Annotated in this window: 22 protein-coding genes; 5 read left to right on the top strand and 17 right to left on the bottom strand. The window is 53.6% G+C overall.

Going from position 1 to position 25,375, the window contains the following annotated elements; genetic code table 11:
• Positions 1 to 127: 127 nt before the first annotated feature.
• The 5 genes from K9N21_06565 to K9N21_06585 form a co-directional block, all read right to left on the bottom strand.
• Positions 128 to 823, bottom strand: coding sequence for an SDR family oxidoreductase (locus K9N21_06565; GenBank protein MCF8143566.1), 696 nt, complete (start codon positions 821 to 823; stop codon positions 128 to 130).
• Positions 808 to 2,649 carry a transketolase gene (locus K9N21_06570; GenBank protein MCF8143567.1) on the bottom strand — a complete coding sequence of 614 codons (1,842 nt, stop codon included), beginning with the start codon at positions 2,647 to 2,649 and terminating at the stop codon, positions 808 to 810. The genes K9N21_06565 and K9N21_06570 overlap by 16 nt, the downstream gene beginning before the upstream one ends.
• Positions 2,650 to 2,881: 232 nt before the next feature.
• Entirely contained in the window at positions 2,882 to 3,088 is a 207-nt protein-coding gene (locus K9N21_06575) for a hypothetical protein (protein ID MCF8143568.1), read from the bottom strand.
• 214 nt (positions 3,089 to 3,302) lie between these two features.
• Positions 3,303 to 3,620: a hypothetical protein gene (locus K9N21_06580; protein MCF8143569.1), complete on the bottom strand. Its 318-nt coding sequence runs from the start codon at positions 3,618 to 3,620 to the stop codon at positions 3,303 to 3,305.
• 121 nt (positions 3,621 to 3,741) lie between these two features.
• Positions 3,742 to 4,167: a carboxypeptidase regulatory-like domain-containing protein gene (locus K9N21_06585; GenBank protein MCF8143570.1), complete on the bottom strand. Its 426-nt coding sequence runs from the start codon at positions 4,165 to 4,167 to the stop codon at positions 3,742 to 3,744.
• A gap of 307 nt (positions 4,168 to 4,474) precedes the next feature.
• Between K9N21_06585 and K9N21_06590 the strand changes: the two genes are divergently transcribed.
• The gene (locus tag K9N21_06590; protein MCF8143571.1) at positions 4,475 to 5,641 is read left to right on the top strand and encodes a PAS domain-containing protein; all 1,167 of its coding nucleotides are present in this window, start codon (positions 4,475 to 4,477) and stop codon (positions 5,639 to 5,641) included.
• 182 nt (positions 5,642 to 5,823) lie between these two features.
• Here the strand turns inward: K9N21_06590 and K9N21_06595 are convergent, their stop codons facing one another.
• Positions 5,824 to 7,941, bottom strand: a complete 2,118-nt coding sequence (locus K9N21_06595; protein MCF8143572.1) for a VTT domain-containing protein — start codon at positions 7,939 to 7,941, stop codon at positions 5,824 to 5,826.
• Positions 7,942 to 8,497: 556 nt separating this feature from the next.
• Here K9N21_06595 and K9N21_06600 point away from each other — a divergent pair.
• Positions 8,498 to 9,202, top strand: a complete 705-nt coding sequence (locus tag K9N21_06600) for a phosphoribosyltransferase (GenBank protein MCF8143573.1) — start codon at positions 8,498 to 8,500, stop codon at positions 9,200 to 9,202.
• Positions 9,203 to 9,259: 57 nt separating this feature from the next.
• Here K9N21_06600 and K9N21_06605 read toward each other — a convergent pair whose 3' ends face one another.
• On the bottom strand, positions 9,260 to 9,760 hold the full coding sequence (locus K9N21_06605; GenBank protein ID MCF8143574.1) for a uracil-DNA glycosylase: 501 nt from the start codon (positions 9,758 to 9,760) through the stop codon (positions 9,260 to 9,262).
• A 698-nt stretch (positions 9,761 to 10,458) separates the two neighbouring features.
• On the opposite strand from K9N21_06605, the gene K9N21_06610 reads away from it, so the two are divergent.
• Positions 10,459 to 12,234 carry an adenosylcobalamin-dependent ribonucleoside-diphosphate reductase gene (locus K9N21_06610; protein MCF8143575.1) on the top strand — a complete coding sequence of 592 codons (1,776 nt, stop codon included), beginning with the start codon at positions 10,459 to 10,461 and terminating at the stop codon, positions 12,232 to 12,234.
• 19 nt (positions 12,235 to 12,253) lie between these two features.
• Here the strand turns inward: K9N21_06610 and mutM are convergent, their stop codons facing one another.
• The 4 genes from mutM to K9N21_06630 all read right to left on the bottom strand — a co-directional run bounded on the left by mutM (position 12,254) and on the right by K9N21_06630 (position 17,270).
• Entirely contained in the window at positions 12,254 to 13,048 is a 795-nt protein-coding gene (gene mutM / locus K9N21_06615; GenBank protein MCF8143576.1) for a DNA-formamidopyrimidine glycosylase, read from the bottom strand.
• Positions 13,049 to 13,400: 352 nt separating this feature from the next.
• Entirely contained in the window at positions 13,401 to 14,690 is a 1,290-nt protein-coding gene (locus K9N21_06620) for a glycosyltransferase (GenBank protein MCF8143577.1), read from the bottom strand.
• Between the two features lie 80 nt (positions 14,691 to 14,770).
• Positions 14,771 to 17,026, bottom strand: a complete 2,256-nt coding sequence (locus K9N21_06625) for a hypothetical protein (protein MCF8143578.1) — start codon at positions 17,024 to 17,026, stop codon at positions 14,771 to 14,773.
• A 16-nt stretch (positions 17,027 to 17,042) separates the two neighbouring features.
• Positions 17,043 to 17,270, bottom strand: a complete 228-nt coding sequence (locus tag K9N21_06630) for a hypothetical protein (GenBank protein MCF8143579.1) — start codon at positions 17,268 to 17,270, stop codon at positions 17,043 to 17,045.
• Positions 17,271 to 17,732: 462 nt separating this feature from the next.
• On the opposite strand from K9N21_06630, the gene K9N21_06635 reads away from it, so the two are divergent.
• Positions 17,733 to 18,371: a protein-L-isoaspartate(D-aspartate) O-methyltransferase gene (locus tag K9N21_06635; GenBank protein MCF8143580.1), complete on the top strand. Its 639-nt coding sequence runs from the start codon at positions 17,733 to 17,735 to the stop codon at positions 18,369 to 18,371.
• 30 nt (positions 18,372 to 18,401) lie between these two features.
• Here the strand turns inward: K9N21_06635 and K9N21_06640 are convergent, their stop codons facing one another.
• Together K9N21_06640 and K9N21_06645 are read right to left on the bottom strand one after the other, a co-directional pair.
• Complete coding sequence (locus tag K9N21_06640; protein MCF8143581.1) at positions 18,402 to 18,830, bottom strand: hypothetical protein; 429 nt, start codon at positions 18,828 to 18,830, stop codon at positions 18,402 to 18,404.
• Between the two features lie 47 nt (positions 18,831 to 18,877).
• Positions 18,878 to 19,264: a hypothetical protein gene (locus K9N21_06645; GenBank protein MCF8143582.1), complete on the bottom strand. Its 387-nt coding sequence runs from the start codon at positions 19,262 to 19,264 to the stop codon at positions 18,878 to 18,880.
• 252 nt (positions 19,265 to 19,516) lie between these two features.
• Here K9N21_06645 and K9N21_06650 point away from each other — a divergent pair, with 252 nt between their 5' ends.
• On the top strand, positions 19,517 to 20,335 hold the full coding sequence (locus K9N21_06650; protein ID MCF8143583.1) for a PRC-barrel domain-containing protein: 819 nt from the start codon (positions 19,517 to 19,519) through the stop codon (positions 20,333 to 20,335).
• 126 nt (positions 20,336 to 20,461) lie between these two features.
• On the opposite strand, the gene K9N21_06655 is transcribed toward K9N21_06650, so the two are convergent.
• The 4 genes from K9N21_06655 to K9N21_06670 all read right to left on the bottom strand — a co-directional run bounded on the left by K9N21_06655 (position 20,462) and on the right by K9N21_06670 (position 25,281).
• Complete coding sequence (locus K9N21_06655) at positions 20,462 to 20,575, bottom strand: Hsp20 family protein (GenBank protein ID MCF8143584.1); 114 nt, start codon at positions 20,573 to 20,575, stop codon at positions 20,462 to 20,464.
• Between the two features lie 205 nt (positions 20,576 to 20,780).
• Positions 20,781 to 20,984 (bottom strand): hypothetical protein, encoded by a 204-nt coding sequence (locus K9N21_06660; GenBank protein MCF8143585.1) that lies wholly within the window; start codon positions 20,982 to 20,984, stop codon positions 20,781 to 20,783.
• A 159-nt stretch (positions 20,985 to 21,143) separates the two neighbouring features.
• Positions 21,144 to 22,136, bottom strand: coding sequence for a type I glyceraldehyde-3-phosphate dehydrogenase (gene gap / locus K9N21_06665; protein ID MCF8143586.1), 993 nt, complete (start codon positions 22,134 to 22,136; stop codon positions 21,144 to 21,146).
• A gap of 445 nt (positions 22,137 to 22,581) precedes the next feature.
• Positions 22,582 to 25,281 (bottom strand): AMP-binding protein, encoded by a 2,700-nt coding sequence (locus K9N21_06670; protein MCF8143587.1) that lies wholly within the window; start codon positions 25,279 to 25,281, stop codon positions 22,582 to 22,584.
• Positions 25,282 to 25,375: the final 94 nt, after the last annotated feature.

Here is a 25,375-nt window from a genome sequence, read left to right on the forward strand (position 1 = left end):
CTGACAGCCGCAACCCAAAAGGTATTGGTGAAAACCATGGCAATTTTTGAGCGCTTACCGATATGGCGCCAACCTCTCCGCAGGATGCAGAGAAGTCACCATCAAAGATTCTGATATGTCGGACCCATCACCAGGGCATGGGGGTCAGGTCATACTTGACAAACCGGCCGGTGCCCTCTTCCAAACGGAATCCCTCTACAATGCGGCGCATCCCGGTTACGCTTTCTTCGGCCGATATACCGAAGGGAGGACCCATCCGGGTCTTTACCCCGCCGGGATGGAGCAGGAGCACGCCGATGCCCCGGGGTTTCAATTTGACGGCGAGCCCCTGCATGGCAGCGTTGAGCGCCGCTTTGCTGGAGCGGTAGTAGTAGCTCCCCGGATCCTGGATATCGGCGATGCTCCCCATATGACTGCTCACGGCCACAATGAGGCGTCTCTGGCTTCGGGCGATGTTTTCTATGAAAAGCTCAGCCACCCGGATGGTCCCCATGGTATTGATTTCCAGGGTGCGTATCCAGTCGTGATAGCAGAGCGATCCGAATTCAGCGATATTTTTATCCAGGTAGACGCCTGCATTTCCCAGCAGGATGTCCACCGGTTCTTTCTCCAGTTCCCAGAAAAGCCCCCGGATGTCTTCCACCACCGTGACATCCAGACGGTGAATGCTGAGGCCGGCATATGTTTCCGCCAGTTCGCCGAGGGACTTTGCCTCGCTGGGATGCCGGCAGGTGGCGAACACGCGCCAGCCTTCCCGTGCGTACTGACGGGCCCATTCCAGGCCCAGGCCCCGGTTGCTTCCGGTGATCAGGATGCTTGGCATGACATAATCTCCCTTATTTCGGCTGCAATCGACTTCCGGGAAATTCCCTGGTCGTCGAGGAGTTCCTCGGGGGTGCCGCTCCGCGGTTTCTTGCGCACCGCCATGATGTGGACCGTGGCATTGGGAAGGACCGCTGCCACCGCCTCGCCCAGTCCCCCTGCGGCATAATGATCCTCCACGGTCACGATGGCGGCCGTCTCCTTTTGCGCCCTCAACAAGGTCTCCCTGTCCAGGGGGTGAACGCTGTACAGATCGATCACCCGGACGGCGATCCCTTCCTTCACAAGATGATCGGCTGCGGCCAGTGCCTCGTGGAGCGTAATCCCGGCGGCCGCCACCGTTACCGCATCCCGCCCGGTCCGACGGAGGACCTTGCTGCCGCCGATGGGGAAGGTGTCTTCCGAATTATAAAGGATCGGGGTCTTGCTCCGGGTGGTCCGGAGATAGGCGATTCCCTTGTATTGTGCGGCCGCTTCCACCAGTCGTTCGGTGGAAACCGCATCAGACGGATATAAAACAGCTGCGTCCGGAAGCGTCCGGAACATGGCCAGATCTTCAAGACCCATCTGGGAGGGGCCATCCGGTCCGATGGACACCCCGGCGTGGGAACCCACGAAAATGATATGGGCGTCGGAATACCGGCTCATGCGGATCTGATCGAATGCCCGGGTGAAAAAGGCGGCGAACGTGGATACAAAGGGCATCCTTCCCCTTACGGCCAGTCCGAGGGCCGCGCCCACCATATTCTGTTCCGCCACGTACATCTCGAAAAATCGCTTTGAATAGTGTTCCTTGAAGGTGGCCGACATGGTGGAATTGCTCACCTCTCCGTCCAGGCATACGATTTCCGGATACCGCGGGTACACCCGTGCCAGGGCATTCCCATAAGCCGCCCTGGTGGCGACGGGCACATCCACAGGGTACTCCAATACCTCGATCTCCCCGGTCGCCGGAATGTCGGGCACGAGGTCTTCGGGCGGGATGAGCTCACCGCGAACAGATGTATCAACGTCTCCCAACTCCTTCAATGCCAGGTCCAGATCCTTCTTTTCGAGGGCCTTCCCGTGCCACCCTTCTTTGTCTTCAAGGAAGGAGACGCCTTTTCCCTTAAGGGTCCTGGCGATGAGCATCACCGGTTTGCCCGAGACCGCCAAAGACGCCTGATACCCCTCCACGATTTCGGAAAATGAGTGTCCGTCGATGGCAATGGTCTCCCAGCCGAACGCGGAGATCCTCTCTGTGTAGGCCGCCATGTCATGACCGTACAGGGTCTCGCCCCGCTGTCCCAGCCTGTTCACATCCAGGATGCCGATGAGGTTGTCCAGTCCGTAGTGGGCGGCAATCTGCAGGGCTTCCCACTGGGAGCCTTCGGCCATCTCGCTGTCGCCGATGAGAACGAATGTCCGGTAGGGGAGCCGATCCAGGAACCTGGCGTTCAAGGCCATCCCCAATCCTATGGACAGACCCTGGCCCAGGGAACCGGTGGCCGCATCCACATGGGGAAAACGGGGAGTGGGATGCCCCTCCAGGAGACTTCCGAACGCCCGGTAGGTGAGCAACTCCTCTTGGGGCCGCGCCCCTGCGACCACCCACAGGGCGTAGAGAAGAGGAGAAGCATGTCCCTTGGAGAACACCAGCCGGTCATTATTCGGATGATCGGGTCTGCCGATGTCGTACCGGAAATTCCCTCCGAACATGAGGCCGACCATAAGGTCGGCAGCAGAGAGGCTTGACGTCGGATGACCGGAACCGGCGCGGCTCGTGGAGACAAGGATATGGTATCTCACGCTACGGGCAATTTTTTCCAGGACCTCATGCAATCTCATGGACTGGACTCCTTTAACCTTTCCTGTGTTGAAAACATGGGGCGGTCGAGCATCTCTCTCGTCCTTTCGATATTCCGGTCCATAATCCGGGATTCGCACGCCGGATGATTAAGACTCATCCGAAACCTTACGCGCGCTGCGTCCGTTTCATATTCTTAACAGCTGCAAAAGGAAAGCCCGGCACAGGTATCCGGTGTCGGGCTTTTTTTGCGCGGAAAACGGAAAAACCGGACTACGCCGTACTTTCCGATCTGGAGAATTTGATTTTCCCTTCCCCCGGAACACTTTTGGGATTCATCAGCCGCGATGCATCGTCTACGCATCTGGCCTTTTCCTCTTCACTCACCGAATTCGCATCTCGAAGCGCTCCCAGGCTGCAGAAAAATCGGTTGCCTGCATTGTCCTTTACCCATACCAACGGATCGGTTTCGCCTGCCATAATAATTCTCCTTTCATTTGTGATTTGGGGCTTTCGCCGTTGTAATGCCCGGATCCGAAACAACAGTCTTCCGGGGCTTCATTGTGATTTCCGGAATTTAATTAGACCATATGCTCAAAGCCTTTACAATGAGGTCCAGACCCTATTGGTGATGAAAAACTTCCGCATCTTCCTCCCCTCGCATTTGGGCACCGGATATGCAGAGGCGCTCTCCTCAGGTCGCGACCGCCTTTATATTCACCTCGACCCCTTTACCGAAGGAGCCCTTTTCCATCACCACATACGCCAGGGGATGGTTTCTCATCTGTTCGGCAATATTCTTTCCCTCCAGGACCGGATAGACCGTCTCCTCCTCCACCATAGCCCGTATCACGGCCAGAAAGTACGTTTTCCCCACCTTAAATCCGTAAAAAAATTGATTAGGGCGGTCCGGCATCAACCCTTTGATGTCCATGGAGACGATTTCCAGCCCGGGGAATTCATCGTCCAAATACTCCTTGATCATCTTCAAATTCTGATCTTTTTTTGACATGAAACACCTCACTTTGTATCAGTCCGGCGCAATCATCCTCCTGGCGCCGGATGTATGCATCGGTCTTTATTAGCAGGATCTTTATTCGATAAGTCTCTGTGAACTCTTATATCTCAGTTCCTTACCGCTTCCAGTGGAACATGACGGTTTTCAGGCCGGTATCCACCTTCACCTCCTGCATCCTGGATTCCTGCTTAAAGGATGCAGTGATCTTGTAAGTGCCTGCGGCAAGGTCCACGTACAACCAGGGATCGGAGGTGCTGTATTCAAAAACTTTCTTCCCACCCATATCCGTGATGCACACCTTGATGTCTGCAAGATAGCTCCCGGATGTCGCTGCCAGCTCGACCTTGAGGCTGTAATTGCCCGCCATCTTTTCCATGGCCTCACGTTCTTCGAGACCGATCCCCCCGGTGGCATAGGCCACGCCGTTGCGCTCCCCCTGTTCGATGAACAAGGCACCCGATGCCATCGAATACAGGCTCAGGATCAATACGATCACCAAGAGCCCACTTCCAACCCAGCGACACTTTTTATTTTCGGTCATACACACCTCCGCTTTTCTAATTTGTTATCATTATCATATAGATACATTTTTATGATACCCAATGGCGTTAACATATCAATGGGGTGAAGCCCCTATTGTTGAATCGACTTGCACTCATCTTTGATGTAAATGGAGGGAAAGATTTCAACTTTGTAGATATGGAAGGTCTCTTGATTTTTTTATATTCATGAGATAGAGTTCTGTCGGATCGACCGCAGGCGGCCGTTCCTCTCGAGTCTGTACCATTTGGAAATCGCCGATGGCGCTGGACGGCACAGAAACCGGCTGCTCCCCTGAGGACCACAGAATGAAAGAATTCCAGACCAAAGAAGCACTTCCCTGTATCAATGATGACATACTTGAAGCTATTTTCACTAATATTCATTTTCTGGTAGCATATCTGGACCGCGATCTTAATTTCCTGAAAGTGAACAAGGCCTACGCAGATATGTCGGGAAAATCCCCTGAATTCTTTATAGGCAAGAATCACTTTCAACTTTATCCCCACAAGGAAAAACAGGATATTTTTCAAAGGGTGGTGGAAACGGGAAAACCCTACCATGCCTTTGCAAAACCTTTTGTATACCGTGACCAGGCCGATCCAGGCGTTACCTACTGGGATTGGAGTCTCCTCCCCATAAAGGGACCTCAGGATACGGTGACATCCCTCATCCTCACCCTGGTGGATGTGACCGAACGAAAAGAGGCTGAAGAGAGAATGAACGTCTACATCAAAGAGTTGGAGCGCAGCAATAGGGAACTGGAAGAATTCGCCTATGTCGCCTCTCACGATCTTCAAGAGCCGCTTCGCAAAATCCAGACCTTTGGCGAACTTCTCAAGAGCCAGCTCACTGACGCCCTCCCTCCCGATGCCGAAGACTCACTCGAACGGATGGTGAGGGCAGCGACACGGATGAGGACACTCATCGAGTCCCTGCTCACCTATTCACGAATCACCACAAAGGCGCGGCCTTTCCAACGGGTGGATCTGACGGCAATCACAAAAGACGCCCTTTCCAATCTGGATGCCGTCATCACTCAGAAAAATGCCCGAATAGAGGTAAATGCTCTGCCAGGCATTGAAGCCGATCCTCACCAGATGCTCCAACTCATGCAGAATCTCATTTCAAACAGCCTCAAGTTCCAGAAGAAAGAAACCATCCCGGTCATCAGGATATGGGCGCCGACCCCTTTTACATCAGGCGCTGATGATGCCAAAGCCCCCTCCCACAATACCCTGTGCGAAATCAGGGTGCAGGACAACGGCATCGGCTTCAGAGAAACCCACCTGGACCGGATCTTTATCGCCTTTCAGCGCCTGCATGGCCGGAGCGCCTACGACGGCGTGGGGATCGGGCTTGCCATATGCCGTAAGATCGTGGACAGGCACGGGGGTAATATTACCGCAGAAAGCACACCGGATAAGGGGAGCACCTTTATCGTCAGGCTGCCTTTCCGCCAAAACAGAGAGTAACCGCCTTCCGCCGAAATGTGACGGATTCCACTTTCTGAAACCGCTGTGACGCGGCCTATTCGGAGACCTTAAGGGTCAGGAAAAGTGTTCTGTCCTTTCGCTGTATCAAAAAAAGGAATTGTATCGCCCTTTTTATACTTCCTGATCTTCCTGCGAAGGAAACCCTGTATTCCGACACAATATCAATTCCCTTTTTCCCGCGAGATCCTTTTCTTCGCCCACCAGATTCCGATGCCCAGAATAATCGCCAGACCGACGGTCAAGGCGATGTTCCCCCATTCCGGGTCTTTTACCGTATGGATCAAACGATCGGCGAATACGGAGATGGCGAGGATGCCGGGGGCCATGCCCAGTGCGGTGCCCGCCACATAATCTCTAAAACGGATCCCTGATGCGCCCGCGACCAGGTTTACAACGGTAAATGGGGCCACGGGCAGATTGCGCACGATAGCCACGGCAAGCAGACCCTGCTTGCCCAATATCTTGTCCAACCGGTTGATCCTTCGCCCCGCTATTCTGTGAATGAGTCGCTTTCCAAGGCGGGCGCCGATGGCATATGTCACCACCGCGCTGCAAAGACAGCCTGAGAGGGCGTAAAGACCTGCTTTCAGCGGTGGAAAGATCATGGCGGTTGCCCCGACCAAAAGGGTAACAGGCACCATCACGAGGCCCCCCACAATGTAGGCACCCACGATACCCACACCTAAAAAAGCACTTCCTTTAAGGGATTGGGCCCAGGACGCCATGTTTTGTAAATCGATCCACTCAGAGAGCGGGGTCCAGCGCCAGGCCGCGGCCATTCCCAGGAGGATCACCAATGAGGCGGCCGCCTTTAACAGGGGGCGTTTTCGGGATTCGGACTTTTCATCATCTACGAATCGATCAATCATCTGATCCATCTGCGCAGGTCTTTCCGGATCGATGAGGGATATATCCCGAACCAGGGCGGTCCCGTCAAACGGGATATCCTGGTGCATATCCATCGGTTTCAGCGTACGCCCCTCACCCACCAGCGATTCAATCGCCTTTATCAGGGACCTCTCCTTTTTGATCGCTGCGGACACTTTTTCAGAGGTTGTTCCCAGGTGTTCGGCCAGCAGCCGGTTTCGAAGCAGGACGGGTCCATTTTCTATCTTGTCGCCGCTTGCGACCTCAATGGCCACATCGCATTCCGAATCGAGGCCCATGGATCGATTGCTCAGATTTGCAGAGCCGACCCGCACAAATCGATCATCCGAGATCATGACCTTGGCATGAACAAACAGGGGTGTCCGCCCGTCTTCCAGGACAGGGTAAAGGATCCTCATCCTTCCAAAGTGGTCCGTCTCAGACAATCGTTTTAATATCCTGGCCCGAATGGCGTCCATGGCGCTCTTCTCCAGCCATCCGCTGCTCTCCTTGGGGAGAACGAGCACGATCTCCGGCCCCTGCTCTTGCTCAAGGCTCCTCACAAAGGCCTCCGCCACAATAGAAGATGTAAGATATTGATTTTCAATGTATATATAGTTTTCAGAGAAATCGATGGCGTCTTTGTATAATGTCTCCACCTCCCGGACTTCCTGCCTCCCCTTAAAACCGGGCATGGTTCTGGCGACGGCAACCGAAACATGTGTCATGTCCGGTTCGATCCCGGAGGGCCAGGGGATGGGGCCTTCAGCTTCAACGTGCGCAAGACGTTTTCCCGTGGCACGCTGCCAGCGATCCCGAAACAGATCTCCCAGAGTGGCGGCTGCATCCCCGTCCACGATCATCTGTATGTCATGAAAGGGCTCATACGACTTATTGTACGGGCTTGTACGTCGAGGGTCCTTTATGCGGTGTTCAGGGGTATCCCACCGGTGTCCGGTTAGATCCATGCCCCCGGCAAAAGCCACCTGATCGTCGATGACAACGATCTTCTGATGTTGGGAGGCCCCGGTGGGATGTTCGTCGTCCATGAAAAAGTGGATACGTCGGTCGGTGTTCCATCCCAGTTTGAACGCAGGCAGCCATTCCCGTTCAAGGGCATAAATCATGGCAAAATCCCAGTAGAGGAGGTATGCCTGAAGATGAGGAGTGGATGAGACCTTTCTCTTGATATGCTCTTTCAGGCTGAGTGGACGGTCAGGCGCGTTCTCGCGTCTCAAAAGAGGAATCCGGCTGTCTATGTCCCACCCGGCAATGTAGATCGTTTTTTCGGCCTGATCCAGGGCGGATGCAAAGGCTTCGAAATACGATGCCCCGTCCACAAGGAAGGCCGCCCGTCCGGCATTCCGTATACGCCAGCAGTTTTTTCCTTCTTCTAGTATAGGCTTGCCCATGTTGAGGCCATTCCAAATCCAGATGAAAATTATAGGGATACTGTAGTCAACACGATCAAGGACGTTTTCACAGGCAAGGATGGTGAATGGGCCATGAGACGGTCCTCTTTCGGCCGTTCCAACAAAGACACTGGGCTGTGTCTTCCCTGTGTACCGCAAAGAACTCAAAGAGTTCCATAGGGTCGATGATGTATTTGGATTTCAGACCTGCAGTACTCCAACCGGCCCTGTACAGGAAAGAGGGATTCCCCATAAATACCTTTATCACCCTATTTCTGAACAGGAGCGATGAATATAGAATGGAAAAAATCTTGTTGAACCGAGACACGAAAAGGATATTGTTTTGCTTTGATCCTGGAAGAAGGGTCCCGGGAAAAACCCCTTTATGTGTTTTGTCTTTGTTTACCCCGCCTGCCCTGTTCAATTCCGAAGGACAGCGCAGCGTATTTACACAGGGTAGCTTCGGAAAATGGTACGGGGTGTGAGTCCCGCCTGGCGGGATTGGTTGCGGGTATCCGCGTTAGAAAATTACTCGGCTGACAAAGGAGGAAAGGAAATGAATGGAGAAATCCATCAACTGGATCAGTTTCGCAACCAGTCGTTCATATTTGCGGATCGTTCTGAGGCCGGGAGGACCCTTGGCCTGATGCTGCAGCCGGAGTACGAGCATATCGAGGAAGGCATGGTTCTGGCGATTCCTTCCGGAGGCGTCCCGGTGGGGCTAAGGGTGAAGGAGATATTGGGTCTCCCCTTTGATTTGATGATTGTGCGGAAGTTGCAGATTCCCGGCAATCCCGAGGCCGGTTTCGGTGCGATGATGCTGAATGGCACGGTCTTCTATAATGAACGGCTTCTGTCGGAACTCCGATTACGCCCGGGGCAGATTGACGCTGAAAAAGAACGGGTGGGCGCAGAGCTCGAAAAGCGAAACCTCCTGTTCCGAAAAGGACGTCCCTTTCCCGATCTTTCAGGGAAAAGGGTCATCCTGGTAGATGACGGGCTGGCCTCCGGATTTACCATGCTGGCCTCCATCGCAATGGCAAAAAAAGCAAACCCGCGTGAAACGATTGTGGCGGTGCCCACGGCCCCCCAACGTACCGTAGATCGCATCCGACCGGAAGTGAATAAGATCTACTGTGCCAATATCAGAACCACGGCCACCTTTGCCGTGGCCGAGGCCTATCAAGATTGGTATGATCTGAGCGAACAAGAGGTCCTGGACATGCTGGTTGATCGCGGGTCCCCAAGAGACCCGTCTTGACATGCCAAGAGACCCGGATCGATTATCCCTATCCCGATGGAGGATACCCCTTGGCGCTTAACCGGGAACATGAGGTATCTGTTCCATAACCGATAGACCCCTCCGCTGCATGATTCGGCTGAGGGTTTCGATATCCTTCTCGAACTTCTGTCTCACCTTTGGAAACCGCATGGCTGCGGCAGGATGGTAAGTTTCCACGTATTCGATCTTTTCCGACCGTGGGGTGTTCCAGGCCACTCTCCCCATGAGGACCATAATCCATGGATCGATTTCCTTGATTTCCCGCACCAGATCGGGCATCCAGCGATTGATTTCATCTGAAGCAGGCTTTCTGTTTTTCGGTGTGGGTTCCTTGACAACGCACGTCAGGTATAGTTGCTTCCGATCAATTCCCTTTTCCTTGAGCACGCGATTAAGGTATTTGCCCGCCATTCCCACAAAGGGTCGACCCTGCTTTACCTCTTCTCTCCCCGGATTCTGTCCCACCAGCATGACCCTGGCATTTTTCGGTCCTTCAGCGAATCGGGATCCATTCAAGGCATGTTTCGAAACTCCCATATCTCATTCTCCGGCAGATGATGCCCTCTTCATTGCTATACCAAAACAAGCGAATTATCCTTTTCAACTTCTGAGCGGTTACCCCCTTCAACATCTCCGCGCTGTGTATATCGACGGATCGGATCTTTTTGTGAAGTGCAATGGATGATAGATACTGCTTGAAAATCTCCACATCCGGAAGTTCAGGCATGATGCGTTCTCCCCTGATTCTCAATCCAATACAGTTCCGGGTTTCAAGATTCACGCTCGATCGATTATTGGGATGAACATGTCCTCCCAAGGCGACTTCAAGCCTATAATCCATCCATTGATTTGCAGCGTATCTCTATATTATAGAAAAACCATCCCGGAATTATCCATGGGGTCAACGTTGTATTTGTATTCCGATCGTTCGGTATATGCAGGCCCAAATATAAAATGAGGTGATGCTCCCTTGAAAAAATACCTTCAAGGCCCTATTCTCTTAGTGAGTCAGCCTATTGTATAGAATGAAACTGGTCTTGCTAATGTTCCCCGGTAACACCTATGACCTCGGGAGGGAAAGACATGAATGCAACAGTTACCGAGTCATGAATATGCTGAAAGGGGAAATGTGAGATGGTGTTCACAGAATACACAGCAGGTCGCATGCTGACATCTCACCTCTGACTCCCGTCCGTATTGATGCTTACAACGGTACTGAGGAGAGGGTCCGAAAGATGACACATCTTGAACTGTCAGATAACGCCCAGGCTGTGTTGAGAGCAAGATATCTCATGCGGGATCGGAACTTGAACATCGTCGAAACCCCTGCCGAGCTTTTCCGTCGAGTTGCCCGCCATATTGCCCAGGCCGAACTTATCATCGGAACCTCCGCTGACGCCGAGCGATGGCAGGAGATCTTTCTCCAGATGCTGACCTCACTGGATTTCCTGCCCAACAGCCCCACCCTGATGAACGCGGGCACGTCCATGGGGCAGCTAAGTGCCTGTTTCGTCATTCCGGTGGAGGACACCATGGAAGGAATATTCAATGCCCTGAAACAGATGGCCCTGGTTCAGCGCAGCGGTGGGGGAGCCGGCTTCTCGTTTTCAAAACTGCGGCCCGCCTCCGATCCCATCGTTTCAACAGGGGGAGAGGCCTCTGGCCCTGTTTCTTTCATGAAGATATTCGACTGTACGACCACCTATATTAAGCAGGGCGGGAAACGTCGGGGCGCCAATATGGGTGTGTTGCGTGTGGATCATCCGGATATCCTGGATTTCATCCGGGCCAAAGAGGATGGCCAGATTTTGCGGAATTTCAATCTATCCGTGGCAGTGACCCATTCGTTTATGAATGCCGTCATGGAAGACGATTCGTATGATCTGGTACATCCAGCCGACGGACATGTGACGGCACGGATAAAGGCTGCCGATGTGTTTCAAGAGATCGTTCAGGCGGCCTGGCAAACAGGGGACCCAGGTCTCCTGTTTATGGACACGGTCAATCAGGCCAATCCGACACCCCATGTCGGGTACATCGAGGCCACCAATCCCTGTGGCGAAATACCGCTCCTGGGTTATGAATCATGTAACCTGGGATCTATTAATCTCTCCCACATGCTAAAAGACAACGGCAAAAGAATTAATATGGACAAACTCCTTTCTACGGTCCGCCAAGGAGTCCGTTTTTTGGATAATGTCATTTCCGTTAATCGCTATCCTGTTCGGGAAATCGAAACCGCCACAAAGGGAAACCGAAAAATAGGATTGGGCGTCATGGGTTTCAGCGAAATGCTCATCCGCATGGGGATTTCTTATGCCTCAGAGGAGGCCGAAGAGACTGCATCATATATTATGCAACATGTCAATAAAGAAGCGTTGCGGACCTCAAAAGAACTTGCAGCCGAGAGGGGGCATTATCCCAACTGGAAAGGGAGTGTTCATGACGAAAAGGGGATTTCCGTCCGCAATGCAACTCGTACCGCCATCGCCCCCACCGGCACCATCGGAATTATTGCCGATACCACGCCTAGCATCGAGCCTCTTTTTGCCCTTGCCTACCGGCGCGTGAATGTTCTGGAAAATGATGATCTCCAAGAAGTCAACCCCCTGTTCAGGAAGTATGCCGACAAAAACCATCTGAATACGGAGCACCTGGTGGAACAGATTATGGAAAAGGGAACGCTTAAGGAAGTGAAAGGTGTCCCGGAAGACATGAAACACATTTTCATGACGGCCCTGGAAATTCCAATTGAACGACATCTGGCAATACAGGCCGCCTTTCAACGCCATGTGGACAACTCCGTCTCCAAAACCGTCAATATACCCGAGGATGCGACGCCGTCGGACGTCTCCAATGCGTACCGCAGGGCCTGGATGTTGGGGTTGAAAGGCATAGCTATTTATCGTTACGGCAGCCGATCGGAGCAGGTCCTCCAGTTGGGGGCGAAGGAACGGACCTACACCTATGCTCATGGTTCCAAGTGCGATCCGGAGGAATGCCGGATTTAAAGGAAGAGATGGTAGTGAATCAGCCCTTCTGGCAGCGTGGACAATAGTAAGCGGTCCGCCCGCCAATTTTGCTGTTTTCGATTTTACCATCGCATTTCGGGCAGGTGCCGTCGCCGTATCGATGGGGTATGATGAAGGTGGAGGGGAGGTGATCGGGATCTGCCCGGGCGTCTATGGCAGTCCTGAGGACACGTTTCATCTGCGAGTACAACGTCGTAAGATCATCTTCATCCAGTTCACTGCTCCGGGTCTCGGGATGTATGCCTGCCTGGAAAAGAATCTCATCAGAATACACATTGCCGATCCCGGCGATGAATTTCTGGTTCATCAGGGCGGATTTTATCATTGCACGGGTCTTTTTCAAGGTCTCTTTAAACCGATCCACATTGAAGCCCGGTTCAAGGGCATCCGGCCCTAATTCCTTTTCTTGGATAAACACTTCCGGGGCATCAGTAAGCGCAATCTCTCCCAGTTTTCTCTGACAGTCATACGCCAGCCGATAGCCGTTGGAAAAATGGATGAGGAGCCTTTCGTGCGCCGGTTCCCGGGCGGTGTTCTTGAAATACTTGAGAAAGCCTGTCATGCCGAAATGGAGGACCAGCCATTTTTTGCTCTCCGCCATTTCCACGAAAAGATACTTGCCGTGTCGTCGGGTCGATATGAAGCGCTCGCCTTTCAGGGTTTTTTTCAACTTCTGAGCGGTTATCCCCTTCAACAGCTCCGCGCTGTGTATATCGACGGATCGGATCTTTTTGTGAAGTGCAGTGGATGATAGATACTGCTTGAAAATCTCCACATCCGGAAGTTCAGGCATGATGCGTTCTCCCCTGATTCTCAATCCAATACAGTTCAGGCTTTCAAGATTCACGCGCGATCGATTATTGGGATGGACATCTCCTCCCAAGGCGGCCTGACAGCCGCAACCAAACAGGTTTTACCTAAGTCCCGGAAGCGTTCTGGACGCCCTGGGGGTCTCTGCCCAAGAGCTGCAATAAAATGCGGACCATCTGTGTTGACCATATTACGGTGAGATAGCTATTCATATGGGGTGAAAGCCCTATTCCCTCTGTTAACGACGGTAATCGGCTCGCGGACCTGAGACCTGCGATGAACCTCATGAAAATCATGACAAAGATGATCTTCTCTCCGGCCGACCGACCTATCATTTATGAGGAAACAGGGTCCTTGCCTGTGAACGCCTGAATGGAGGCGGCAGCCTTCTCGGCGATAAGGTCCCACTCGACCTCCAAGCCCCTTAGCACCCGATCCCACGGGATGAGGTCATTGGGTGCGGGATCGGGTTTCGGTTGCGTCTCCAGAGTGGCTTGGTATAATGTGAGCATTCGTTTCGCCATGACCTCCCGTGAGCAGTCCGACGCCGTCCTAAGGGCGCCTTCTTTCCAGCGACGGGCTGTTCCAGGATGCTCGAAAAATGCTTCAATAGCCTTGCAAAAGGTCTCCTCCGGGGCATCTCCGGCCAGGAGACGTCCATTGTGCCCGTCCTCAACCACCTCCCGGGACCCCGAGGCATCCAGGGCGATGACCGGCCGGCCTGCGGCCATGGCTTCCAGCAATACCATGCCCTGGGTCTCGGTTTTGGATGCAAAGACAAAGAGGTCCATGGCGTTATAGGCATCACTGAGCGCCTGGCCGGATTGTTTACCCGCCATCACCAGTTTATGCTCCACGCCCTGCTCTCGAAAGGGCCGCCGGATATCTTTCTCACTGGGCCCCGCCCCGATCACCAGAAATGTGCCTTTGTTTCGACCCAGGTAGTCAGCCACTGCGTTGGCCAGATACCCCAGGTTTTTTTCAGGAGCCAGCCTTCCCACATGCCCTATGACCGGTTCCTCGACTTCAATGGCATTGTCCGTCAGGAACCTCTCTTTCCTTCCGTTCCTGAAAAAGTCGAGGTCCACACCGGTGGGGATCTCTTCGATGGGCGTGGTCACCCCGCGCTTCCGCAACAGTTCGGCGATGCTGTGGCTGGGCGCCACGACGCGGGTGCAGAGATTGGCATACTCAGTCGAGAGGTTGATCACGAATCTCTTCATGGCCTGCGAGTCCATGGGAACGTAATGGGTGTATTTCTCGTAGAGCGTGTGGTGGGTGAAGACCAGGGGAAGATTATGACGGCGGGCCGTTCGAAGGGCGGTATCCCCAAGAAGGTAAGGGTGATGGCTGTGAATCACCTCCGGCTGAAACGCCTTGATGCGTTCGGCCAATACAAAAGGAACGGCGATCCGGACGGAGAAATCGCTCCCATTGAAGTTCTGGATGGCCGGCACCCGCTGGACCTTTTTCGGGTCTTCTCCTTCCGGCGCCTCGGGGAATGTAGGCGCAATCACGAACACCCTGTGCCCAAGATTACGGAGATCCTCCGCGAAAAAATCCACCGAGCGGGCGACACCCCCCACATGTGGGAGATACGTGTTTGTAAACATAGAGATATTCATGGAAGCCCCCTTTGCAGTCTCACAGGATAACGGCCCTCTTTATCACCAAAACAGAGTGTTCAACAACCGAGAGAGGAGGCTCAGGAGGCGTCCGCAGCAGGCTCGATTTCACAGGGTTGGTCAACAGAATGCCACACCTTGTCTCTGTAGCCGGGAATACGAATCTCCATGCGGGGGGCGGCCGTCCGCCATTGCGCCTCCCCGTGAAGCACCAGACCATGTTTCTTTTTGGAGATGCGCACGCTGACATCCCCATAGGGTGTCGGCGTCGGTCCGAAGAACAGGTCTTCCGGGGATCGAAGCCATTCCGGATAGAGACCGGAGCCGAGAATAATTTCTGCTTTCTCCTCTCGGATAAACAAATTCCTGATCATTTGCACCCATTCCGCGGCCGCCCATCCATGCTGGCCGTCTCCCATGCAGCCTCCGCCTGTGATGGGATGAACGGCCTCTGGCCATTGCCCCGTGGAAGAGGCCAGTTCAGCCGCCTTTTGGATCAGGTAACGGTAGCGGAGATCCCCTCTCCTGAGCAGGGTCTGGGCAAGGCCCAGGGTGAGGTAAACATTAATCCCGGAATGTATCATGTCCTGAAAAAAACCCTTTTCATGAAGACAATGCCTCATGAGAAAATCGGCCGTATTCGTGACCCTCTCGTCATTCTCAGAAGTGATCTGAAGCGGATAGTCCGCCACCAGAGATCCTATGGCGCCGGAGTCCATTCGCCGGTAGGGTGATGCCGGTATGGCCCCCCGGGTTTCCGGTCTGGTATTCTTTTCAATGGTATCGAAGATGCTCTTCTCGAAATCTTCTGCCTCAGCTTGAAAGGTCCCCTCCTTTTCTGGATGAAATAACCCGCAGAGGCGTGCGGCCGATCTGAGTCCGGCCAGACCCCAAAAATCATCCCAGTAATAAAAATCATTCGGTCCCAAGTGTTCGGCGCTGAAGCCTGCAGGCAGAAGCCCGCCATGACGGCCTGCGTCCCGGGGGGTACGTTTGCGCCGGATCCAATCGGCCCCCTTGATGATTGACCGAACCCAATGGTCGTTAAGTGGGAGACCGCTCAGTCGCTGGAAACGGTCCAATATCCAGAGCACCTGCCCATTGGAGTCCCATTCTCCTTCTTGAGATTCAAAATATCCGGAATACTTCTGCCTCGAGGGGAAGGCGTTCAGCAAACGAGAACACCGATCCGTAAGTCCCAGAGAAAGGAGGGCGTTGATCATAAGACAGGCATCCCGGAACCAGAATCGACGATACGTATTGGGTCCCGGAAACGGGCCGGTGGCGGATAGGAGCACAAGCGTCCTCTTGGCCGCCTCATAGAGATATTGAAACCGGCTGTCGGGGACCTGAAGCCGGGCGGTCTTCGATATGACAGACTCCCAGTCCGCCCCGGAAGAGCCCCGCTTCAAGAATTCTCGTGGGACTTCCTGTTTCAACGAAATCCGAATGTCCACGGCCTTCGGCGTATGATTCTCAAGAGGAAAAAGAGCCGCGGACGTGGCCAGACCCACCGGACAGGTCCCGCTGCTTTCCGACTGCGGCGCCATTAACTTATGGATCACGTCCCCATCATAATAATTCGAAAAGAGAATCCGATCGGGGGCCTCGCTCAGCCGGATATGGGTGCCGTAATCTACAACCCAGGTCTTGGACCCGGCATCGAAGGCAATTTTTTCCATGAACTGTATGCCTTCGGGATTATAAGGTCTCAGGGAAATTGCCAGCCAGCCTTTGCAGGCGGAGCGCCCTTTCACCTCCATTACAAGTTCCGGTGACGTATCGTGTTTGACGAGGACCCGTGTGGTCAGATCCATCCCCTGTTTCCGGCAAAGGGTTTTGACGGCCAATCCCTGTTCGGGCTCCAGTACCTGGTGAACATGAGGAAGTTTGGATGGCAAAAGCATCTCCCCCTGATCCGTCAAAATCCAGAAATCGAGGGACCATCCATCATGAAAAGGCGTGACGAGTCCTCTTGGATCCACAAGGGGGTAGACGGGCAAATCGGGTCTGCCCACGGCCGTCCAGTTTCGTTGCGTCAGATTGACGTGGGTAAGGGAGTAGGCCCTGGGTAGAAAAGAGGGGTCATTGGGATTGAATTGTTTCTCCACCCAGTAAGGCCATACCCAATCCAGATTGTTCTGGATCACCTTTGTATTTATCAATCCCCGGGCATGAAACACCACGCCGGCCCTGATGAGCTCCAAAGGCTCCTGGACTTCCGAGGGTTGCGAAAGGCGGCGAAGCCTGGCCATGAAGGTGACAGGATCCAGGAAGCCGTATGAACGGGCAATACGTTTGAGAATGAATTTCCAAGGCAACCACGATGCCAGCAATGTCTCAGTTCCTCTGCTACATTTCCATCTTGGCTGCGCCCGGACCCTGTCCCAACCCGGAAGCGTAACCCTGGAGCGCAGGCAATGCCCTTTGATTCAGCGACATCGATTCCAACACGCCCCCGGAAACACCGACATCCATGACAGCACCGCAGAAAAAGCATTTCACAGGTCCTTCGTAATTATGAAAAATTGCATGATCCAGAGACACCTCTTCGCGGCACCACATACAGACGATCTTCATTCAACGATCCTCCTTGTAATTAGTGTCTGAACGGAAACCCGGAAATCCAAAAAGGGTGGAATTGAAAACTTGGTTTTATTAATTTCAACTCTATTCCACCAATTCGGAATTCGCAATTCCTCAATTCGCAATTGTGGCTGAATCACGCCAAGGCGTGATTTTCGTTCAGACACTAACTAGTCTTTTGACATATTCTAAGAGAAGCATCCCTCCCGGGTAATGGGGTCAATCCCCTATTCGACCGGCCCACCACACGCCCATCTCTCGTTCCTTCCTATTCGGGAAAAAATCACCATAAAGATGTCAACGTCCTGCTTCGGCCCTGAAAATACCTTCCGGGTCCCATATATACAGGCTCTACCCTATTCACCTTCATCTGCCTTTCCAACTATTATGAGATAACGTACGGGGTGATGTTGCCTGAGATTCAGGTGATTTTTTTTATGCCAGGAGGTGCATGACATGCTCACAGATGACAAGGCCAGAGAACGGATGGTCTCCGAACAGCTTATTCCTCGCGGGATTAAAGACCCAAGGGTCCTGCACGCCATGGCCCAGGTCCCCAGACACCGCTTCGTGGGGGGGGGAAGGGTGAGTCAGGCCTATATGGACAGTCCCCTTCCCATAGATGAGGGACAGACCATATCACAGCCTTACATGGTTGCCCTCATGACCGAAGCGCTGGAATTGAAAGGGGACGAAAAGACCCTGGAAATCGGTACGGGAAGCGGTTATCAAACCGCTATTCTGGCTGAACTCTGCGCCCGGGTCTATACAGTGGAGCGGATATCGGAACTTCAGATTAAGGCCCGTGAAATCCTGGAATCATTGGGGTACACCAACATCTTTTTCAAAACGGTCAACGGGACTTTGGGATGGGAGGAACAAAAACCCTACGATGCCATCATCGTCACCGCGGGCGCCCCCCGGATCCCCACGCCCCTTGTCGATCAACTGGCTGAGGGAGGACGAATGGTCATCCCGATAGGAGACAGGGTCTCTCAGGAACTCACAAAAATCCGTAAACACGCCGGCGAAATATCGAGTGAAAGTCTGGGAGGATGCCGCTTTGTGGCGTTGCTGGGGGAATATGGCTGGTAGGGTTCCGCCTCAGAAGCCTGCATTGTTACGCTATTCGAACTGTAAAAAGGGTTCGATCTCCATCTCATCCGGCTCAGGAATTTCAGAGGCAACGGCAAATCCTTCTCCGATATTCCGGCCGGTCCCGTTGGGAGGCTCTGGCACCATACCATAAAATTCCGCGTATTCTTCCGATACATCGGGAAGCGAAATACTGATGGACGAACTCAGTTCTCCCTTTCTGCTTATCATATGGGCCATGAGTCCTTCCTCGGGAATCGCCTTCACCTTGCTTACGGCATCCAGATAGACGGTTGCCGGCACATGGAAGAGGTTCTCCTTGTCCTGCAGTTTTATTAAAAGATTGCTGAATTCGCTCAGCGTCCTATCAACGCCATCCCCTTCCATGATCACGGTGAAATACCCATGCCGTATTTCCTTTCCGCTTTCTCTGAATGAAAAGTGACCGATATAAAACATCTCTTCCTCCTTTAAAAAATATGGGGTTGGAGTTGTGAGTAAGACGCTTAAATATAGCGGATGACGATAGCCGCTACCAGAGTCGCCATCAATATCCAGAAGAAAATTCCCAGGCCGCTTAATGCTGCCTGACGTTCAACCGCCTCTCCCCCTTCTTTAGCCAGGTTCGTTCCAGGTTCCTGTGGCGTGGGGGCCAGCGCAGCCAGGAATAGCGCAATCACTACACCGACCAGCAGAAAAGGGAGCCAGTACCCGCCCCAGAGCTGAGGACCGAAAGGCGCAAGCCAGGCGCCGCCCGCCCAGGAGAGGAGAAACAAGAGAAGAAAAAATAGTGCTACGCTTTCTCCCGGTCCCTTTCTGCTGAAGCCAAGGGCGAAAATAGCACTCAGGAGAATTGCAAAAAACAGGGCAAAAATCAAATGTACGAACAGCATTGCATGCCTCCTTCTTTAGATTCTTTAGAGTTCGCTGCTTCTAGGATACAGCGTCGAGAGTGCTCAGGGAAATGGGGTCCATCCCTTATCCTGTGATCATGATATCAGTAGCCCGGAGGCGCTGCCCATCCGGCGGTTTAGGGCGTCGTTGCGACTCCTTTTCCCATGATATACGGTCTTCACCCTATTCTCACTCGGCCTGACGTCCGATATCGTTTATGAAAAACCCGCATAAAATATAGGTAATCCGTTATGAAAACCAGCTTTCCGCACAGAAAATCAGGGATAGACAAGAAGTTGTTGAATGTAATGATCGTTTTTGGGTTGCTGTCAGCCTGGCCGTTCATGTTCATGATCGGTCTCTCGTCCGGCGCTACTGAGAAGGAGCAGAAGACTGTGCGTTTCATGGCCGGCTGGATGATAGATCGTGATGTCATAACTGAAGATGGAAAAGTCATCGGCGAAATCGCCGACATTATCATCGAACGCAATGGGAACGTAAAAGCGGTTATTGTGGAAATGGAAGGAATTCTGGAATTTGGCGATAAACAGGTATCCATGGGACTGGAAAAACTGAAGAAGCGCGGGGATAAACTTGAGGCGGCAGCTACTCGAAGCGAGGTGGAGAAACGTCCGGAAGTCAGGTATCAGGAAATCGGTCTCCATACCTCCTATTCCGCCTATCTCAAATCAGGAGAAATCGATGGATCCCGGACTTATTCTCCGGCACGGTATCTCGCTTCTGTAATCATGGGGCGTAACACATACAATCATGACGGACAGTCCCTGGGACAGGTCGAGGACCTGTTGATTGCCAATGGCGAGGTTGAAGCGCTGATTCTGTCACAAGGAGGACTTGTCCCAAAGGGCCATATTGCTGCACCGTATCAGCCCCTGGATATAGGTCGTGACGGATTTATATACGACATTACCCGAAAGGCATTGGAAAACCTCTCTGAATATCCTTATGAGGCGGTTATGGAGGAACCGATGGAAGACGGTCCGTTCGGTCCATATTACACCCCGCCAGGGGTTGTGGAAACGGATGAACCGATTTCAATCGGACGCTAGGAAACGACATGCCGGTTTATCGAGAGTGCCGGCTGAACCGCCCATGCCTTGTTTTCCGTCCCGGATCCTGCACCGACAGCCATGACGTTTTGAACACATGAGGAGATGGATGCCCTCCAAGCCAGCTTAACTTGTTTTGATCTCGATTTTCCGTTGTTTACTTTCAGCGGATTTCGGCATGGTGATGTTGAGAACGCCGTTTTTAAATTCGGCATTTACCTCGTCGCTCTCAGCCTGGATCTACAATCGTTTTGGAGGAATCACAGCAGCGGTTACCAAGAACCATAAAACAGAAGGCAGAGGGTGACTTATTCGTCTGTTGAGCCCGGATCTTAACCTGAAGGCCTCCCCGGTGCTCCGGGCTGTTTGTCATATCATGGCTTGCTGTGTCAAGGCAGGGGATGGGGTTTCCGCCTCCATTTTGAGGAGGCGGAAATACCGTTACTCAGCGTGGGGAGACATCCCGCCCGGAAGCTTCAATGCTGCACTTGGTGAAGTCGATAGGCTTGCCACAGCCGGAACATTTATGGGCCTTGTTGAATTCATCGGAGAAAATCTCATTCTCTTTGCCGCATTCAGGGCACTTGCAATTAAATGACGTCAGATTGCGCAGTTCTTGAAATCCCGGGCAATGGGCCGGTGTGGACACGTTTTGTGGCATTTTGCACCTCCTGTTCATATCCTGTGGGTTTCGAAATACGACATCCTCTACACATCGCTACCTATCCGGGGTTTTTCTAACACATTGGCATAAAAATAGCCAGCGATAAGTATCGGGTGAATGACGATGCCGGGCAGACCGCGACGATCACATCACCATTCGAACGGCTTCCCTGACCATCTGTGCGCTGTAGCCCCACTCATTGTCGTACCAGCTCATTACCTTAAGCAGATCCCCGTCCACCACCTGGGTCATACTCAGATCCACGATGGAGGCCCGGGAGTCCTTGATTATATCCGATGAGACGATCGGATCCTCAGCCACACCCAGCACCCCGCGATACCGGTCGGTTTGGGCCTCCTCACGAAATATGGTGTTGACCTCTTGTTCGGTGACATCCCGCTTTGTCACGAATACAATGTCGGCGATCGAACCCACCGGAACCGGCCCGCGAATCGCAACACCGTCGAATTTCCCCTTGATCTCCGGAAGCACCTTGGTGGCCGCTTTGGCGGCCCCGGTGGTGGTCGGCACAAGATTGATGGCTCCCGCCCTCCCCCTTCGCCACTTCTTTTTAGGTGCATCCACGATGGACTGGCTCGATGTATAGGCATGGATGGTGGTCATGGTCGCCTTTTTAATACCGATTTTTCTTCCGATGATTTCAACAACCGGTGAAACACAATTGGTTGTACAGCTTGCGCAGGAAATCAGCTTCGGAGAACCATCCGGTGCGTTGACCCCATGGACCACCATTTCAACCTGACCGGTCCCTTCAGGGGCCGACAGGATTACCCGCTGTGCGCCCGCCTTAAGATGTTTTTCCATATCTTCCTTTTTCACGAACAGACCCGTGCACTCGAATACGAGATCCACATTGAGTTCTTTCCAGGGAAGCTGTGCAGGGTCCTTTTCGTTATAGAGGCGGTATTCCTTTCCCTCTATGGACAGGCTCTTTTCACCGGCCGTGACGGTCTTTTCGTACCGGCCGTAAACAGAATCATATTTTAGCAGATAGGCAAGATGGTCAGCCGGCAGGAGATCGTTCATTCCTGCGAGCTCCAATTCCGGGGTATCCAGTACTATCTTGAGTACGGCCCGGCCGATCCTTCCCATTCCATTGATTACAACCTTTGCCATTTTCGCCTCCTTGTGATTGCATTATTTTTCAATCCGCAGGCGTCCTCTTGCTCCTGCGGTTCAGGACCTGCCGCCGTCATCGTAAGCTCTGATCCAGGTAATTGCCTTATTTGTGGAAAGTCAGGATGATGGAGGTGATCCGCCCGCAAAATGCGGCCCTGCAAATGACCGATCCGGTCCTTTCCGATGTCGCGCCGCCTTTGCAGGGGATTACCGTATCGCCTCTTTCGAGTTAACGCTTCCATCTCTTCCGAGTAAATACGGTCCATCCTGTATTTGAAAGAGGGCGGCGTTTGCCGCCCCTCTTTCCAAACGTCCGACCCTGTGCAAGCCTTTCCCCATCCAGCCCTGATTATGGGAAGAGAGTTGTCGGCCCGGCCACAGAAGGCCGCACCATCAAGGACCTCCTGTTGTCAAAGGTCTTAGGGCGGGAATTTTGGGGTTATTATGGCCGGATATCTCTTCCAAGCCGTCCCACTTCGTTATGGAGCGCCTGTGCGATTCGCTGTTCCTTTTTCCCGGCGATTTCCCGGCGTGCCAGATATCCGGCATCCAGAGGGCGGCCGAAGACCACCGTAATATTCCCCCTCCTGGGAACAGCGCTCCCGGGGGGCAAAATCTTGCGGGTTCCCCGGATAAATGAAGGGATGACCGGGACAGGATGATGCGTCAGCAACACGCCCACCCCTGTTTTGAAGGGTTGGAGCCGACCATCCGAGGAACGCATCCCTTCGGGAAACCAGACCAGCCCCTGGCCCCGCTTGAGTATGGCCGCGGCAAAGGCCAGGCTCGAGATCACCCCCTTGTCGGGATCGACCGGCACTGTTCGAGATAAGCGACTGAAAAATCGGAAAAATGCGTTTTTGAAAGCAATCCCGGTGAAGCCCGCCCAGAACACCCGGCGAAGTCTTTTCCAACCCAGCGCGGCCGCGATGGCAAACGGGTCCACATAGCTCGCATGATTGGGGGTGATGATAAACGGACCTTCGGCCGGAAGGTTTTCAACACCTTGGACCTTCAGATGGAAAAATCGCCTGAAGATGAAAACGTCTACGCTGAACAATCCTCGCGCCAGGAATGCTTCGGGAGGACGCAATGGTTTGAGCCAGCGCATCTGAGATCCGGACAGGGACTTCTCCGGTTCCTCAAGGGGCGACTCGGGTGACACGTCTTCACCTGAGACGGCCTTTTCCGCGACTCTCTGCAGCAGATCCCGCACTGTGGCGATTTCGCTGATCTCCCCTTCCTCCAGTTCAACGCCGGCCTGCCGGCGGATCTCGAGGGTGATGTTCAGCCATTCCATGGAATCGATCCCCAGGTCCAGCTCCGGACTGGTGTCCGGCGTAATATGCTGATGCGGGTGTTTCTCGGCCATCCAGTCCCAGACAATTCTTGCCGCCCTGTTTTCCAAAAGGTCCCGGTCCTGAGAAGACATGGCCGATATGGACATCGGTTTGGATTCGGGCCGACCGGGAGAATCCTCTTCTTTTTTTGCCTCTCGGAAGATATCCGGCAAAAGGTGCCGGCGGAGTTTTCCCAGGCGGGTACGAGGGAGAGGAACGCGGGTCACTGCGAAATCATTGATGCGTTTAAACGATGGAAGCAACTTGGATTGCTCGGCAATGGCCCGCTGAAGCCCCCTTTCGGGCGCCTTTATGGCCTGGGCGACAATCTCTTTTATCTCCGGCACAATCACCGCTGCAAGCAACCCGTTTTCCAATTGTAAAACGCCGGCTTCCCGGATCAGTGCGTGGGCTGACAAATGCGCTTCTATTTCATCGGGCTGGATCTTCTCTCCCCCCTCTGTAATGATAAGGGAGGAAACACGGCCGGTCACGTGAAGGTATCCTTCTGTATCCACGTACCCGAGATCACCGGTACGAAACCAGCCGTCCCGGGTAAAGGACGCATCGGTTTTCTCCGGCAACCTATAATAGCCGGAAAAAACATTGGGGCCTTTAGCCAGGATTTCCCCCTCGGTATAGGCGCGGTCAGGCAAAGAGGGTTCAGGCAGGGCCCCGGGATCGATACGGATGTGTACCCCGCCTACCGGACGTCCCACGGTTTCATTGTGCGGGTCCCCTGGAAGTTTGAGCGTCAGGAGCGGCGCCGTTTCTGTAAGTCCGTATCCGATGGCCACCTGCCATCCCAGGGCTTCCAGTTTGGAGGCCAGACCGGGTTCCAAGGGTGCGCCGCCTGAGGCCAGAATTTTCAGATGAGGCGCCAATCGTCGGCGTAAAGGAAAATACAGCCATCTGCCCGGGGACACGCCGATGGTTTTCCGAAACAGTGTGTCCAAGTCCAGTCCTTTTTCAAATAATCGTCTGAAGATATCTGAGGCGGAACGAGAGGTGATACCGGCAAACAATGCATGGTAAAGACGGGGAACCCCGATCAACAGGGTGGCATCACCCTCCCGAAGGGCACGCATCATCTGAGGCCCGGTTAGAGAATAGGGGAGGACGATGGTGCCTCCCAGGAAGAGGGGGACCAGCATCCCGATAACAAACGGATACACATGGTGCGGCGGCAGCGGAAGAAGCACCCGGTCCCCGGCATCCACCAAGCCGGTCCTCTGCACGGTTTGAATCTGGAACAGAAGATTGCGGTGGCTTAAAGACACGCCCTTGGGAGGACCGGTGGTGCCGGAGGTGTAAAACAGGGCGGCAGCGTGATCGGCTGACAGGACGGGGAGGGTCTGCCGGGTGTTTATAAGGAGTTTTTTCCAATTTGCGGCGCCATCTCGGCCTGAGCTTCCCAAGACATATGTGGAGAGCCCTGCAGGGGCAGCCTGCCCAAGCTGTTTCAGCCGGTCGGGGGCCGTAAAAATGCACCAGGGTTCACTGTTCTTGAGAATGCCGGCCAGGGTCTCCGTTTCAAGCTGAAGATCCAGCGGCATCACCACAGCCCCTGCCTGTAAGGCGCCCACACACACCGCGATCCAGGCAAAATCCAGAGGGGCGAAAAGTCCCACCACATCACCGGGACGTATGCCCTCTTGAATCAGACCCCACGCCGCCTGCCGGGAGATCCGGGACAGATCCGCATAGGAATAGGTGTGATGACCTTTTTTGCGCAGTACTCTCAGGAACGGTTTCCGGAGGTCATCCGGAAGACGTTCGAGAAGGTCTTGCAGAGTTTCCATCCGGCCCCTCCGGCTCTCAAGCCGGGATCCCCCTCCCCTCCCTGACTGCGGACACCGGCTGATACCTCCATCATCCTGATGTAATCGCTTGGTA

The organism is Deltaproteobacteria bacterium (assembly GCA_021737785.1).
In the GTDB taxonomy this organism is placed as follows: domain Bacteria; phylum Desulfobacterota; class DSM-4660; order Desulfatiglandales; family Desulfatiglandaceae; genus AUK324.

Excerpts from the sequence above, each read along its gene's own strand:
- K9N21_06635 (MCF8143580.1), top strand. The coding sequence starts at position 17,733 with ATGCTCACAGATGACAAGGCCAGAGAACGGATGGTCTCCGAACAGCTT.
- K9N21_06640 (MCF8143581.1), bottom strand. The coding sequence starts at position 18,830 with ATGTTTTATATCGGTCACTTTTCATTCAGAGAAAGCGGAAAGGAAATA.
- K9N21_06600 (MCF8143573.1), top strand. The coding sequence starts at position 8,498 with ATGAATGGAGAAATCCATCAACTGGATCAGTTTCGCAACCAGTCGTTC.
- K9N21_06595 (MCF8143572.1), bottom strand. The coding sequence starts at position 7,941 with ATGGGCAAGCCTATACTAGAAGAAGGAAAAAACTGCTGGCGTATACGG.
- K9N21_06585 (MCF8143570.1), bottom strand. The coding sequence starts at position 4,167 with ATGACCGAAAATAAAAAGTGTCGCTGGGTTGGAAGTGGGCTCTTGGTG.
- K9N21_06590 (MCF8143571.1), top strand. The coding sequence starts at position 4,475 with ATGAAAGAATTCCAGACCAAAGAAGCACTTCCCTGTATCAATGATGAC.
- K9N21_06580 (MCF8143569.1), bottom strand. The coding sequence starts at position 3,620 with ATGTCAAAAAAAGATCAGAATTTGAAGATGATCAAGGAGTATTTGGAC.
- K9N21_06645 (MCF8143582.1), bottom strand. The coding sequence starts at position 19,264 with ATGCTGTTCGTACATTTGATTTTTGCCCTGTTTTTTGCAATTCTCCTG.
- K9N21_06610 (MCF8143575.1), top strand. The coding sequence starts at position 10,459 with ATGACACATCTTGAACTGTCAGATAACGCCCAGGCTGTGTTGAGAGCA.
- mutM (MCF8143576.1), bottom strand. The coding sequence starts at position 13,048 with ATGCCTGAACTTCCGGATGTGGAGATTTTCAAGCAGTATCTATCATCC.
- K9N21_06570 (MCF8143567.1), bottom strand. The coding sequence starts at position 2,649 with ATGAGATTGCATGAGGTCCTGGAAAAAATTGCCCGTAGCGTGAGATAC.
- K9N21_06650 (MCF8143583.1), top strand. The coding sequence starts at position 19,517 with ATGAAAACCAGCTTTCCGCACAGAAAATCAGGGATAGACAAGAAGTTG.
- gap (MCF8143586.1), bottom strand. The coding sequence starts at position 22,136 with ATGGCAAAGGTTGTAATCAATGGAATGGGAAGGATCGGCCGGGCCGTA.
- K9N21_06670 (MCF8143587.1), bottom strand. The coding sequence starts at position 25,281 with ATGGAAACTCTGCAAGACCTTCTCGAACGTCTTCCGGATGACCTCCGG.
- K9N21_06630 (MCF8143579.1), bottom strand. The coding sequence starts at position 17,270 with ATGAAGATCGTCTGTATGTGGTGCCGCGAAGAGGTGTCTCTGGATCAT.
- K9N21_06605 (MCF8143574.1), bottom strand. The coding sequence starts at position 9,760 with ATGGGAGTTTCGAAACATGCCTTGAATGGATCCCGATTCGCTGAAGGA.
- K9N21_06565 (MCF8143566.1), bottom strand. The coding sequence starts at position 823 with ATGCCAAGCATCCTGATCACCGGAAGCAACCGGGGCCTGGGCCTGGAA.
- K9N21_06620 (MCF8143577.1), bottom strand. The coding sequence starts at position 14,690 with ATGAATATCTCTATGTTTACAAACACGTATCTCCCACATGTGGGGGGT.
- K9N21_06575 (MCF8143568.1), bottom strand. The coding sequence starts at position 3,088 with ATGGCAGGCGAAACCGATCCGTTGGTATGGGTAAAGGACAATGCAGGC.